This window comes from Dehalococcoidia bacterium, from assembly GCA_041653995.1.
GTDB lineage: Bacteria > Chloroflexota > Dehalococcoidia > GIF9 > UBA5629 > CAIMUM01.
In genome coordinates this window covers 220763-234348 of sequence record JBAZEK010000002.1, presented here as the reverse complement: position 1 = coordinate 234348, position 13586 = coordinate 220763, and the positions used below count along the sequence as shown (strand labels likewise).

Here is a 13586-nt window from a genome sequence, read left to right as displayed (position 1 = left end):
GATCAGTCATGGAATCTTGCTTTTAGGTAATTTGCGATCCTTCCAGGTAGCCCGGCCGGAAAGAGTGAGGTACATGGACGAGAACGAAATTGCCGTGATCAGCGACACGCTGACCGGATAAAACGGGACTGTATAAAGCGGCAGCTTGAAGCGCAGGTAATAACCGGTAAACAGTAACAGCGATGCTATTATGGATATGGCTGCCAGCCCCAGCGATAATACAGGGGGATAGTTCGGCATCTTGTGCACACCCAGTTCTATGACCGGCGCCCAGAATGCGAAATTGATCCACAGCCAGGTAATAAAGGAGAGCGGCACATTATATCCGCAGGCGGGAAAGCTGTTCTTGGCGAGGCCTTCATGCAATTCCGTCCAGTTATGATACATACGGCAGGAGACATTGTCGGTGCCGTCGAAAAGCCGATAACGCATGCCGGAGGCTATTATTTTTTCTGCCAGCTGTAAATCGTCCAGCACGAACTGACGGATACCTTCGAATCCCCCTGTAGCTTCGTAGGAACTGCGGGGAAAGAGCATCAGCTTTCCGCTGGCGGATAAAACGGTGATGCTGCGGGGTCTTAAACGGTCGGACAGCGGCCTGCTGGCAAAAACACCCAGCGCAAAAATTGGCATTATCAGCTTCTCGGCCAGGCTGCCCAGCTTATGCCTGGGTATGATGGAAAGCATATCGGCTTTTTCCGCCTGGAGGGCCGCCGCCGAGCATCTCAGTGTGTCGGGCGCATGGACTGTATCCGCATCGGTGAACAGGAGCAGTTCGCCGTCGGACGCGCGATATAGCTGATGGCAGGCCCAATGCTTGCCAATCCATTCAGGAGGAAGCGGTTGACCGCTGATAACCTTGAGACGGCTGTCCGCCTTTGCCAGTTCCGCAAGTATCTTACCTGTGTCGTCCGTGGAGCCGTCATTCAGCACTATGACCTGGAAATCGGGATAATCCTGCCCCAGCAATGACCTGACGCAGGCGCCGATGTTTTCCTCTTCGTTCCTGGCCGGGATTAACACCGAGATACGCCGCCGGACTTCAAGGTTTTTATAATCTTTCAAATTGCGCAGTGTACGCATATTTATGCCGGCTATGGTGAGCATGATGAGCATGCATAGCACGATCAGTAGATTTGGCAGAAGCAGGGGATCGCCGGCAATCATTATTTTTTTAACACCTTGCTGAGCCAGGGCTGCGGATCCGGCCAGCTTTTAAAATATGAATAGCGCCTGATAATAAGTATAGCGGTATGTGTCAATCCGGCGCAGAAGAGGGGCGCCCTGTACATTTTAATAAAGGGATCCGGGACAAGCAGCAGGAAAATAAGGAAAAGGAACATGCCGCACACAGAGCCCCAGACCCAGTTCTTCTGAAGAATAAACATAAATCCGATGCAGAGCGCCATGGCCAACGGTCCCAACCAGCCTGTCAGACCCAGCCAGACGCCGAAGGTGGTCGCGACGCCCATGCCCCCCCTGAATCCAAGAAAAGGGGAAAAGGCATGTCCTATCACCGGCGCCACCGCGACGGCCGCCAGCTCCCAGCCGGCGACTCCGGATAACAACTGGGACAGCCACACGGGCACCGTGCCTTTGAAGGCGTCCAGCAGGGCAGCGATCACGTATAGAGGTTTGCTGCCGGCCCGGGCCACGTTGGTGGCCCCGGGCGCGCCGTCGCCGTATTCCCGGATATCCCTGCGCAGGAATATTTTGCCGATCCAGACGGAGAAAGGCAATGAGCCGAGTATCAGCCCCGCGGCTATCCAGGCCAGGCTAATCATCAGATAATTATTATATAATTAAGCCGTGGAGTTTGTCAGCCGTCTACTTAATGCCTCGCGGCGCAACCGCAGCCTGCTGTGCGTTGGGCTGGATCCCGATCCCTCTAAGCTGCCCGTCAAGGACGTCTTCGAGTTCAACCGGGCGATCATCGATGCAACGTCCGACCTGGTCTGTTGCTATAAACCCAACCTCGCCTTCTATGAGGCTATGGGTATACGCGGGTTGCAAACGCTCAAGAAAACCGTGGCCTACATTCCACGGGATATCCCGGTTATCGGCGATGCCAAAAGGGGGGACATAGGCAACACGGCGGCCGCCTATGCCAGGGCGCTTTTCGATTATTATAAATTCGATGCCGTGACGGTCAACCCTTACCTGGGCTACGATTCGGTAAAGCCTTTTCTCGATTATCGGAACAAGGGCATATTTGTTCTCTGCCGCACTTCCAACAGCAGCGCCTCTGATTTCCAGGATTTAGTGGACAATTTCGGCATGAAGTTCTATCAGTCGGTCGCGCTGCGCGCCCGCGATTGGAACAAGGGCGGCAATGTGGGGCTGGTGGTGGGCGCTACATATCCTGAGGAGTTGAAGGAGATAAGGAAGCTATGCCCTGATATGCCTCTGCTGATACCCGGTATAGGAGCCCAGGGTGGGGATCTGGAGCTGTCCGTCAGGTACGGTGCCAACGCTTTCGGGGAAGAGGCCATTATCTCGGCTACCCGGCAGGTGATCTATGCCTCCCGGGGACCCGGCTATGCGCAGGCGGCCCGCCAGGCTGCACGAGAGATTCGTGACAGCATCAACAAATTCCGTGGCGTTTAGGCATATACGCGGAGGATGCCCCAAATGGGTGATGCCGGAAAAGAAACCTTGCGCAGCATTTTCCATATCGATCTCGATGCTTTCTTCGTCACTGTAGAGCAGGTGCTTAATCCAGCCCTGCGGGGTAAGCCCGTGATAGTCGGCGGCAGACCGGAAGGTAGGGGTGTGGTGGCTTCGGCTTCATACGAGGCACGCAAGTTCGGGATACACGCTGCCATGCCGCTGTCCAGGGCCAGGCGCCTCTGCCCGCAGGCCGTTTTCCTGGCGGGCAACTATCACAGTTATGCCGAGTTCTCGCATAAGTTCATGCGGATACTGGGCGATTACAGTCCATCTATCGAATCCGGCGGGCTTGATGAAGCGTATCTCGATGTAACCGGTTGCCAGAATTTCGGCTCCTGGCGGGAGCTTGCTTCCAGGATCAAAGAGCGAATAAGAAAGGAGACCGGTCTGGTGGCCTCGGCAGGTATTGCCCCGTGTAAAGTTGTGGCCAAGGTGGCCTCCGATGCCGGAAAACCGGATGGGCTGGTTGAGGTAATGCCGGGTCAGGAAAGGAGCTTTCTGGCCCCTATGCCGGTGGAGAAGTTGCCCGGTGTAGGGGATAAGACCGGCAAAGTACTGCGATCGATGGGAATTCAGACAATCGGCCAGCTGGCGGATATGCCGGACGGTTTGTTTAAGACACGATTCGGGGATGGTATGGTGTGGCTGCAGCAGCACGCCCGCGGCCTCGACGACAGCCCTGTTGAAGAGAGAGGCGAAGCCAAATCAGTCAGCCGTGAGACCACCTTCGAGCAGGATAGCGTGGATTCGGCCATGCTTAAAGCTACACTTCGTTACTTCGCAGAGAAGCTGGGCGCCGAGCTGAGGGATATGGATAAAATGGCGAGGACTGTAACTCTCAAACTCAGATATGCTGATTTTGAGACTGTTAACCGGGGTTCGACTTCCAGAACGGCCACCAACCTGGACGATGCTATCTTCCGGGCAGCCTTGCAATTGCTGGAATCAACTTTAGCGAAAAAATACCGGCCGGTCAGGCTTATCGGGCTGGAAGTCTCCAACCTGACCGGGGCTGAAACGCAACTCAGCCTGTTCGATGCCGAGACAAAAAGGCTGGAGAAACTGGACCGTGCCATCGACCGGGTGCGAGATAAGTACGGATTCGACGCCATTCAGACGGGCTATACAATAGAGTTAAAGAAAAAATATGGCGGGCGCCGCATCAAAGATGATAAGCCGCCTGCCGGCTAAAATACCTTGAAAACCTTCTTCAGCAACCAGATGATGATCAATATAATACCGATGATGAGGGCAATATTGATCAGCCAGCCGAGGCCGGGAATGGCGATGAAGCCTAAAAGCCAGAGTACCAGCAGGATGATGCCGATGATTAATAGAACGTTCATAGCCACCTCACTTATCAGATACCGTACATTCTCTCTGCGATAATTATAACAGCATCACTGAAAATATAGCCAGATATACACCGCCGAAACTGCGGCAGGTCTCTGAAATAAATTTGCAATATAATAGTAATAATGAGTTTCAGGGACTGTCTGCAGGTATCAATCCAGGTGCTGCGCTCGAACAAGATGCGTTCCGCGCTTACCATTCTGGGGATCGTTATAGGTGTCAGCTCGGTCGTGTTCATGATCTCCTTCGGACGGGGACACGAGGCTAACCTGATGGGCATTTTTAAAAGCCTGGGCGCTGAGACCATTTATATCACCAGCGCCTCCCAGATGATTGACCAGATGTCCGGTATAACGCGGAAATTGACTATGGAAGATGCCCTGGCCCTGGAGAACTCCAGCCGGCTGCCCTCTGTGGCACTGGTATCCCCGATGACGGAAAAGATGTCGACTGTCACCTATGCTAACGAGAAAGTCGGCACGGATGTAATGGGAGCTATGCCCAATATCCGCAGCATCATCGATTATCCCATTGAGAGGGGTTCGTATATAACGGATGAGCATATTATGTCGGGTTCCAGTGTGGCTGTGCTGGGCGCAACGGCTAAAAGTAATCTGTTTAAGGACGAGGATCCGCTGGGTAAAAACATACGCATAAACGGCCGGAATTTCGAGGTCGTTGGCGTACTGGAGGCCAAGGGAGGGTTCCTGCCGGGTGCGGACGACTTCATCATGATCCCGCTGACGACCATGCAGGCCAAGCTGATGGGCGAGACCACCACTGAAGGCCGGCCGGTGCAGACTATCGCTGTCAGGGCCCTCTCGCCTGCCCATATCGACAGCGCCAAGGACGAGGCGGTATCTGTGCTCAGGCAGCGCCACCACATCCGCGAGGGTGAGGACAACGATTTCTATGTCATGGATATGCGCGATATCATCAATCAGATGAAACAGGCGCTGGAGATTTTTCAGCTTTTCCTGGCCAGCGTCGGCGCCATTTCTCTGGTTGTGGGTGGAATAGGCATCATGAATATCATGCTGGTTTCGGTCACGGAACGGACGCGCGAGATCGGTATTAGAAAGGCTATCGGGGCGAGGAGGGTGGACATCGTGAAGCAGTTCCTGGTCGAGTCCGCCATACTAAGCGTATCCGGCGGCATCATCGGTATACTTGTCGCTTTTCTCTTTGTGCTTATGGTGACCGGTGTCAAACTGGGAGGCTATACGGTTCAGGCGCCTTTTTCGCTCGATATAGTGCTGGTCGCACTGGCCGTGTCCACTTTTATCGGCATAGCATCCGGACTCTACCCGGCTGTCCATGCAGCCGGTATGGACCCCGTGGAATCGCTGCGCTACCAGTAGGAGTCAACGATGGCGAAGGTTGAGATAGAGAGGCGCGGACAGATCCTTGTGGTGAGGATAAACCGGCCCGAAGCCCGCAATGCCGTGGACGCCGAGACGGCCGGCCTGCTGGAAGCGGCTGTGAACGAGTTCAGGCACGATAAAGGTCTCAGGGTCATGGTGCTGACAGGCTCAGGGGATGTTTCCTTCTGTGCGGGCGCCGACCTGAAAGCAGCGAGGGGTCTAATAGAGAGAAGGGGCGCCGGGAGAAGCGGCCCTATGGGATTCAGCCGCATCACCGATTTAGGCAAGCCGACCATAGCTGCCGTCAATGGATACTGCCTGGCGGGAGGGCTGGAATTAGCCTGCTGGTGCGATTTCCGCATCGCGTCTGCCGGGGCAAAATTCGGTGTGGTCAACCGCCGTTGGGGTGTACCGCTTATCGACGGCGGCACGCAAAGGCTGCCCCGCATCGTGGGGCTGGGCAATGCGCTCTACCTGATCGAGAGCGGCGCCATGATTAACGCAGAGCATGCGTTGAGGATGGGCCTGATTCAAGAGATAGTGCCTGACGGGGCTGCCCTGGACAGGGCGGCTGAGCTGGCTGTTAGGATGGCGGAGTACCCGTGGACCAGCCTGATTAATGACCGCAGGGCGGCTTACGAGGGGTTGGCCCTCGATTTGCCGCGGGGCATCAAGCGGGAAAAAGATATACACGCCGAGTTTTTCCGGGACGTGGAGATGTTCGAAGGGTTGGAGAAGTTCAAACAGGGCCGGAGACCGGCGCCGCCCACGCCGCCGGTATAATATGTCCTGGAGCATTTGCGGAACAATGCAGGGGCGGGTTTTCAAACCCGCCCGGTTTAATGGGCGCACCTGAAGGTACGCCCCTACAGCTGCTGGATTTTTAAGTTCTTCACCAGGCAGAGTATGCGGCAACTGATCTCAAGCAGTTCTGTAATAACGTAGGCTTCCTCAAGGGTCATGCCTCTGGCAAAGCTGCCGTGGCGGTGCACCATGACCACCGCATGCGTTTTCAGCGCCTCAGCGATCTCATCTGCCGCTCCGCCCGGCTGAGGCTCCAGGCCGAATCCTACTACCGGCACTTCGGGGATAAAGAGCTTTCCTCCCTCATCCTCGGTATGGATGACATGCCGGACGAAGGAGAGGGCTGTAGCATGAATCGGGTGGCTGTGTACGATGGCCTTGAACAATCCCTTTCGGTAGATAGCTCGGTGCACCTGCAGTTCCGTCGAAGCGAGGCGGGTATTTTCGTCATCTTTTTCGAGGCCGGTCCTGATCAGGTCCGATTCAGACAGGTAACCCAGGCGGCTGCCGCTGCGCGTGATTACGACGCTGTCCTCGTCCCTGACGCTCAGGTTGCCGCCGTGTACGGAAACCATGCCGCGGCTGTAGAGATCCGATCCTACGGACTGAAAATGGGATAACAAATCGTCAGTCACTGGCCGGCCTCCTGCGCAAGTGTTATTTCTTTTTAGACGCGTTGAATTTCTTCATCAGGCGCGATTTCTTGCGGGCTGCAGTATTGGCATGAATAACTTTGCGTTTGGCCGCCCGGTCCAGGGAGCTTATGGCCTCGGTTACCGCCCCGCCGGCCTCAGCGCCTTTTTTAGTGGCAATTAATTTTTCCGCTCTGGTGAGCTTGCTCTTGGTACCGCTCCTGATGGCCTTATTGCGCTCTGCTTTCCTTTCAGCAGATCGGGCTGATTTTTCCGCTGTCTTAGTCTTGGGCAATTGTGACTACCTCCTTTGATATCATGAACTGACGTTCATCCTGGCAGTATGGGCCTTGGTGGCATTGATAACGCCACGCAGGCTCATAAGCCTGTTTAATATGTGATTCAACTGAGCCATGCTCTTGATCTCTATTGTCGCAAACATGGTGAACACATCGTCATTATACTGGGTGCTTACGCTGGTAATATTAATCTTTTCTTCGGCTACCGCCGTGGTAATGTCCCGCAACAGCCCCACCCGGTCGAAAGCTTCCACCTGTATATCAACCGGGTACACGTCCTCCATCTGGCCCCAGCTCACATTGATCAGCCGCTCCTGCTCCTCTTCGTTGATAACGTTGATGCAGTTTTTGCGGTGTACGGTGATGCCGTGGCTACGCGTAATGTACCCGATAATATCATCACCGGGCACCGGATGGCAACATTGAGCAAGGTGCGTGAGCAGGTCGCCTACTCCCAGTACCTGTATGCCCGAGCCCTTATGCTGCGCAGGTGCGGCCGTGGGTTTGGCCAGCGGGATCACCTCCGGCTCTCCCGCCAGCTTAGTGGCGATCTGATGAGGCGTGATGCCGCCGTAACCCACGGAGGCCAGGAAGTCATCGGTAGTATCGAAATTGAGCTGCCCCGCAAGCTCCTCGTAGTTGGCCACATCGACACCCATGCGCTTGAGCTCTTTTTCCAGTATCGACCTGCCCCGCTCAATATTTTGCGTGCGCTCCTGCTTTTTATACCAGGCGCGGATCTTCTCCTTGGCATGGGCGGTCTTGACGAAACCCAGGTCCGGATTGATCCAGTCCAGGCTCGGCGCTTTCTCGGCCTTGCTGGCTACTATCTCGACTATATCGCTGTTCTTGAGCTCGTAGTTGAGGGGAACCAGCTTGCCGTTGACTTTTGCGCCGATGCAGCGGTGGCCGAGGTCTGTATGGATGCGGTAGGCGAAATCCAGGGGTGTAGCTCCGCGCGGGAAGGGCCTGATCTCCCCTTTGGGCGTGTAGACAAAGACCTGGTCGACGAAAAAGTCCTCTTTCAATGAGGTCAGGAATTCTTCGCTGTCCAGCGAGCTCTGCCAGTCGATGAGCTGGCGCAGCCAGGAGATCTTCTCCTCGAAATTCAGGTCCGGCTTGGCCCCTTCTTTGTATCGCCAGTGAGCTGCAACGCCGTATTCCGACATGCGATGCATCTCGTACGTTCTGATCTGTATCTCCAGAGGCGTGGAGGCGCCGTCGCCCACCATTACAGTGGTGTGCAAAGACTGGTACCCGTTATCTTTGGGATTGGCTATATAGTCGTTGAATTCTTCTGTGATCGGGTGCCAGGTATTGTGTATGATGCCCAGCACCTTGTAGCAGTCAGGGATAGTGTTGACCAGCACGCGCAGGGCGAAAAGGTCGTGGATATCACCGAAGCTCCTGCCGATAGCTGTATACCTCTGTATCTTGTTGAAGATACTGAAGATGTGCTTGGGCCGTCCGTATACCTCTCCCTGGATGCCGGCTATGACCATCTCGTCGCGCAGTACTCGGGCGGCGTCATCGATAAATCCTTCGCGCAGCGACCGGCGTACCGCCACCATACGCGCGATTTTGCGGTACTCCTCCGGCTGCAGGTATCGGAAAGAAAGGTCTTCAAGCTGCCACTTGATCTCCCATATGCCCAGCCTGTGAGCCAGCGGGGCATATATCTCCAGAGTTTCCTGAGCAATGGCCTGTCTCCTTTCGGGTGGTAATGCCTCCAGCGTATTCATATTATGCAGCCTGTCAGCCAGCTTGATGAATACCACGCGCAGGTCCTCAGCCATGGCGATAAGCATCTTGCGCAGGTTCTCCGCCTGCGTCTCCCGGCTGCTGACTGCTATATCGCGCTTCCATGCCAGCCTGCTCAGCTTGGTCACCCCGTCCACCAGCTTGCTGATATCCGGACCGAACTGTTTTTCCAGCCGTGAGATCGGTATATTACAGTCTTCAGGAACGTCGTGCAGGAGTGCGGCAGCCAGTGTGGAGGCATCGAGCTGCAGGTCGGCCAGGGTTATGGCAGTTTGGAGGGGATGTTCCAGGAAGGGCGCGCCGGATTTGCGCTTCTGCCCGTCATGTGCCTTGAGGGCATAATTATAGGCAGCCTCCACGACAGCCAGCTTGTCGGGAGGCAGGTATTCCCTGGCCTTGGTGAATAATAGAGTGGGATCCATACACTCTCCGGTCAATTGTATGATAAAGCATGGCTGCAACCTGTGGCAAATGTTTTCCGTATTTAATGTGACTTCGGTCATTTGCATGCCGTATTCAGGGGTATTATCATATTTTAACTGGCGGTACCGGATATTCAGTAAGAATCTGATTGCTGGTGGGGCAAACCGTCAGCGCAATGACCAAATATCTGGAGGTACTTAGATGAAAATTGTGAAACTGTGCCGCGAAGGCTCCTGCTGCCCGGCAGTAACCGTATTCGAAGACAAAGTCGAGATCGGCGAAGACGCTAATACCTGCGTCCTCACGCGCGACGAGTTCGAGATACTCAAAGAGAAGATTTTCGCCAGAGAAATCTAAAAACACCAAAATAAGTAATCAAATAGGATCCACCGTCCCACCCGGTGGGTCCTATTTTGTATGAGCCGCCCGAGTGCAAAGTTGAACTTCACGCCCTGTAAAATGTATCCTTGATAAGCCGTTTTTTTCCCAGCGCCGTTAGAAAGGAAGAAACATGAATACCTCTAAGTTTCAAGAACTGAACAGCATCTTTTTCCCCCGCAATACAGCAATCATAGGAGCTTCTCCAACAGACGGCTACACCTACGCTCTGCTTGCGACTAAAATGCGCGACAGGCTCTACCTGGTGAACCCCAACTACCAGGAAGTGCTGGGCAGGAAATCATATGCAAGCGTCTTGGATACAGATGCCCCCATTGATTATGCAGTCATAGCGGTCCCGGTTCGGTTCGCATTGAGCGCCGTCAGCGACTGTATTAAAAAGGGAGTTAAAGGCGTTCATTTATTCACATCGGGATTTAGCGAGACCGGGCTGCCGGAGGGCATCAAGCGTGAGAAAGAGCTGGCCGATATGGCGCGGGGTAAGCTAAGGATCATCGGGCCCAACTGCATGGGAACATATTGCCCCAAATCCGGCCTGTCGTTTAATCCCGCATCCACCAATGTGGAGGGGAATATAGGCGTCATCTCCCAGAGCGGCACCTTTGCTCAGTTGTTTGTCTATGCCGGCAGGACAATGAATTTGAAGATCAGTAAGATGGTCAGCTATGGCAACGCTGTTGATCTCGATTGCCCCGATTTTCTTGAATACCTGGCGGATGATCCCGATACCAGCGTTATCGCCCTTTATATCGAAGGCATCCGTGACGGGAGGCGGTTGAGGTCTGCGCTGGAATATGCGGCCGCTAAAAAGCCGGTGGTTGCGCTCAAGGGCGGCGTCACCGGGGCGGGTGGCAGGGTGGCTTCCTCACACACGGGTTCGCTGGCCGGAACGGGAGAGACATGGTCGACCATGTTCAGACAGAGCGGCGTGGTGCAGGTAGACGATATAGATGACCTGCTCAATACTACCAATGCAATGGACTTATCCAGGGTGCCGTCCGGAAACGGAGTAGCAATCGTTACATACTCCGGCGGATTCGCCGTGGTTCAGAGTGACATGTGCGTGAAGGCAGGGCTCCAGATCCCGCAGTTTTCCCGCAAGGCTGTGGATGAACTGAGGACGTTTGTCCCGGCTGCAGGCACTATGATAGGCAATCCGCTCGATTCGTGGCAACTGTTTTACAGGCACTCGGGCGAAGGCAGGCTGTCAGATGTGCTGCGCATAGTGGCGGGCGAGAAACAAATTCATTCTATTATTCTACAATTCGACATAATAAGGTTTATGACCATGATGTGGGGTAATGGCACCGAGGAGAAACTGAGAGCCATAACCGAGGATTTTCTGGCCGGCTGCCGCTTCGCACGCGATGAGGCCGGCAGGCTGGTAATAATAACGGTGGCCATAGATGCCTATACTGATAACGAGGCGGAACGGCGGATGACTTTATTAGCCAAGAAGATGTGCGAGGATGCTGGATTTCCTGTGGCCGCGTCACTCAGGGAAGCTATCAGGGCGGTCTCTTATATGTACAAGTACGCTGCCATTAAAAAATAATTGATGATAAGGGGGTTGCGGTATGGCGGAGACGACCGGCTTTGCGGTTGTGCTGGTAACTGTGTCCGGGTTGGACGAAGGCAACAAGATCACGTCTATTATTCTGGATAAGCGCCTGGCTGCTTGCGTTAACATCGTTCCCAAGATATCTTCTCTATTCCGGTGGCAGGGTAAAATCGATGCGGCTGACGAGGTGATGCTGATCATCAAGACCAGGGCGTCACGTGTTAAAGATATCATAGACACGGTGAAAAGCGTCCACAGCTATTCCATACCCGAGGTGATAGCGCTGCCTGTCATGGCGGGGAACGCCGATTACCTGGACTGGATCGCAGAAGAAGTGGGAGAATGAGCATTTTTATGACCGCCTGTAATATAATAATGGCCTGAGAGGGAGAACGCATTTGTTTAAAGCACCGCGAGGCACAGCCGATACTTTGCCGGAGGAACAGCCCTACTGGAGCTATATCGAAGACAGGGCGCTGGAGATTTGCCGCCTGTACGGGTACAGCCGCATCGGCACTCCTGCTTTTGAGGAGGCGGGCCTCTTTCTGCGTAGCGTGGGAGAGGGCACGGATATCGTTAGCAAGGAGATGTATATCTTCAAGGACCGCAGTGATAACGAAATGGCCCTAAGGCCGGAGGGCACTGCGCCCGTTTGCCGTGCTTATCTGGAGCACGGCATGGATAACCTCCCTCAGCCTGTAAAGCTGTTTTATTTCGCCGATATCTTTCGCTACGAGAGACCACAGGCGGGACGTTACCGGCAGCACCACCAGTTCGGCTGCGAGGCCATCGGGGAACAATCTCCCTTGCTTGATGCAGAAGTAATCCAGATGGCGCTCAGCTTCTTCGGGTCGCTGGGACTGACGGATTTCTCGCTGCAGTTAAACAGCATCGGCTGTAAAAAGTGTCGCCCGGGCCATTTGCAAAAATTGAAGGAACACTACGCTCCGCTGGGAGAACATCTGTGTGACGACTGCCGCGTCAGGCTTGAGAAGAATCCTTTAAGGCTGCTGGATTGCAAGAAGCCTGACTGCCAGTCTGCAGCCGATCTGGCCCCCAAAAGCGCCGACTATCTTTGCCCGGAATGCGGCCAACACTTCGACTCATTGAGGAATTATCTCGCTGCCCTGAATATCAAATTTGTTTTAAACCACAGGCTTGTCAGGGGGCTGGATTACTACACTAAAACTGTATTTGAGATTCAACCTGCCGACGGCGGATCGCAGAGCGCGCTGGGCGGCGGGGGCCGTTATGATGATTTGATCGCCATGATAGGGGGCAAGACTGTGCCGGGCATAGGTTTCGCCGCCGGGCTGGAGCGCATAGTACTGAACTTGAAGACGCAGAATATCAAGGTAACCCCTGGAGATAGGCCGGCGGTTTATATCGCCTGCCTGGGGGAGGATGCCAGGGTGGAGGCTGTAAAGCTGTCGGCGGCGCTGCGCGGCGAAGGCATCTCGCTGTTGACCTCTTCGGGCGAGCGCAGTCTCAAGGCTCAGCTCAGAAATGCCAATACCGCCGGTGTCAGGTACACGGCTATCATCGGGGGCGATGAAATGAAAGCCGGCACCACGATGGTGCGCAACATGGAAACGGGCGAACAACAGGAGATGCGGCCGGATGAGCTTATCGCGCTTCTGAAGGACGCCAAATAACAGGCAGGAGAATACTGCGATGGATACTTTCGAAGCCATTTACAGCAGGCGTAGCGTGCGCCGGTACAAGGATACCCCTGTTTCCGATGATACTCTCAACAGGGTGCTGGAAGCCGCCCGCTGGGCGCCATCCTGGGCTAATACGCAGTGCACACGCTACGTGGTTGTGAAGGATCCCGAAACCAAAGCGCGGTTAGCGGAATGTCTGAATAAGGGCAATCCTGCCGCTGAGGCTATCAAACAGGCGCCTGTTGCTATTGTGGCCTGCGCCGAGCTGGGTAAATCAGGATACTATAAAGGTGTGACGGTGACCGACAGGGGAGAGTGGTTTATGTTCGATGTCGGCATCGCCATGCAAAACCTGGCGCTGGCGGCTTGTGCCCTGGGCCTGGGCACGGTGCACGTGGGATTTATACCGGATTCTAAAAAGATAGACGCCATACTCGGCCTGCCGGAGGGCGTGGTCTCGGTGGAAATGACGCCGCTCGGCTATCCCGCCGGCGAGTCAAAAGGGCCGCCGCGCAGGGAAATGTCGGAGCTCGTATTTTACGAAAAGTACGGCAGGCATTAGAATTTAGGCAGCGTACCTCGCAGAACAACCACCGCCCGCTGCGGCTGAGGCAGCCGGAACAGCTTCACCGTGCGGGCCTGTAATTTTATAAAGG

15 protein-coding genes are annotated in these 13586 nt (G+C 54.8%); 9 read left to right on the top strand and 6 right to left on the bottom strand.

Going from position 1 to position 13586, the window contains the following annotated elements:
• Positions 1–6 precede the first annotated feature (6 nt).
• The gene (locus WC359_07285) at positions 7–1167 is read right to left on the bottom strand and encodes a glycosyltransferase (GenBank protein MFA5400224.1); all 1161 of its coding nucleotides are present in this window, start codon (positions 1165–1167) and stop codon (positions 7–9) included.
• Positions 1167–1784 (bottom strand): glycerol-3-phosphate acyltransferase, encoded by a 618-nt coding sequence (locus tag WC359_07280; GenBank protein ID MFA5400223.1) that lies wholly within the window; start codon positions 1782–1784, stop codon positions 1167–1169. Before WC359_07280 ends, WC359_07285 begins: the two co-directional genes overlap by 1 nt.
• A gap of 25 nt (positions 1785–1809) precedes the next feature.
• Here WC359_07280 and pyrF point away from each other — a divergent pair, with 25 nt between their 5' ends.
• Both pyrF and dinB read left to right on the top strand, forming a co-directional pair.
• Entirely contained in the window at positions 1810–2607 is a 798-nt protein-coding gene (gene pyrF, locus WC359_07275; protein ID MFA5400222.1) for an orotidine-5'-phosphate decarboxylase, read from the top strand.
• 24 nt (positions 2608–2631) lie between these two features.
• On the top strand, positions 2632–3861 hold the full coding sequence (gene dinB, locus WC359_07270) for a DNA polymerase IV (GenBank protein ID MFA5400221.1): 1230 nt from the start codon (positions 2632–2634) through the stop codon (positions 3859–3861).
• Here the strand turns inward: dinB and WC359_07265 are convergent.
• Positions 3858–4016, bottom strand: a complete 159-nt coding sequence (locus WC359_07265; protein ID MFA5400220.1) for a DUF5670 family protein — start codon at positions 4014–4016, stop codon at positions 3858–3860. The two genes, dinB and WC359_07265, sit on opposite strands and share 4 nt — an antisense overlap.
• A 132-nt stretch (positions 4017–4148) precedes the next feature.
• Here WC359_07265 and WC359_07260 point away from each other — a divergent pair, with 132 nt between their 5' ends.
• Positions 4149–5384, top strand: a complete 1236-nt coding sequence (locus tag WC359_07260) for an ABC transporter permease (GenBank protein ID MFA5400219.1) — start codon at positions 4149–4151, stop codon at positions 5382–5384.
• Positions 5385–5393: 9 nt separating this feature from the next.
• A complete protein-coding gene (locus WC359_07255) occupies positions 5394–6170 on the top strand; it encodes an enoyl-CoA hydratase-related protein (protein MFA5400218.1) in 777 nt (258 codons plus the stop codon).
• Between the two features lie 83 nt (positions 6171–6253).
• Here WC359_07255 and WC359_07250 read toward each other — a convergent pair whose 3' ends face one another.
• The 3 genes from WC359_07250 to WC359_07240 are packed head-to-tail and all read right to left on the bottom strand — an operon-like array spanning position 6254 to position 9305.
• A complete protein-coding gene (locus WC359_07250; protein MFA5400217.1) occupies positions 6254–6826 on the bottom strand; it encodes a class II aldolase/adducin family protein in 573 nt (190 codons plus the stop codon).
• Positions 6827–6848: 22 nt separating this feature from the next.
• The gene (gene rpsT / locus WC359_07245; GenBank protein MFA5400216.1) at positions 6849–7118 is read right to left on the bottom strand and encodes a 30S ribosomal protein S20; all 270 of its coding nucleotides are present in this window, start codon (positions 7116–7118) and stop codon (positions 6849–6851) included.
• 21 nt (positions 7119–7139) lie between these two features.
• Entirely contained in the window at positions 7140–9305 is a 2166-nt protein-coding gene (locus WC359_07240) for a bifunctional (p)ppGpp synthetase/guanosine-3',5'-bis(diphosphate) 3'-pyrophosphohydrolase (GenBank protein ID MFA5400215.1), read from the bottom strand.
• A gap of 202 nt (positions 9306–9507) precedes the next feature.
• Between WC359_07240 and WC359_07235 the strand changes: the two genes are divergently transcribed.
• The 5 genes from WC359_07235 (at position 9508) to WC359_07215 (ending at position 13492) form a co-directional block, all read left to right on the top strand.
• Positions 9508–9663 (top strand): hypothetical protein, encoded by a 156-nt coding sequence (locus tag WC359_07235; protein ID MFA5400214.1) that lies wholly within the window; start codon positions 9508–9510, stop codon positions 9661–9663.
• Positions 9664–9817: 154 nt separating this feature from the next.
• The gene (locus WC359_07230) at positions 9818–11260 is read left to right on the top strand and encodes a CoA-binding protein (protein MFA5400213.1); all 1443 of its coding nucleotides are present in this window, start codon (positions 9818–9820) and stop codon (positions 11258–11260) included.
• 22 nt (positions 11261–11282) lie between these two features.
• Positions 11283–11612: a divalent-cation tolerance protein CutA gene (cutA, locus tag WC359_07225; protein ID MFA5400212.1), complete on the top strand. Its 330-nt coding sequence runs from the start codon at positions 11283–11285 to the stop codon at positions 11610–11612.
• A gap of 52 nt (positions 11613–11664) precedes the next feature.
• Positions 11665–12921 (top strand): histidine--tRNA ligase, encoded by a 1257-nt coding sequence (hisS, locus tag WC359_07220; protein MFA5400211.1) that lies wholly within the window; start codon positions 11665–11667, stop codon positions 12919–12921.
• Positions 12922–12940: 19 nt separating this feature from the next.
• Entirely contained in the window at positions 12941–13492 is a 552-nt protein-coding gene (locus WC359_07215; GenBank protein MFA5400210.1) for a nitroreductase family protein, read from the top strand.
• Positions 13493–13586 lie beyond the last annotated feature (94 nt).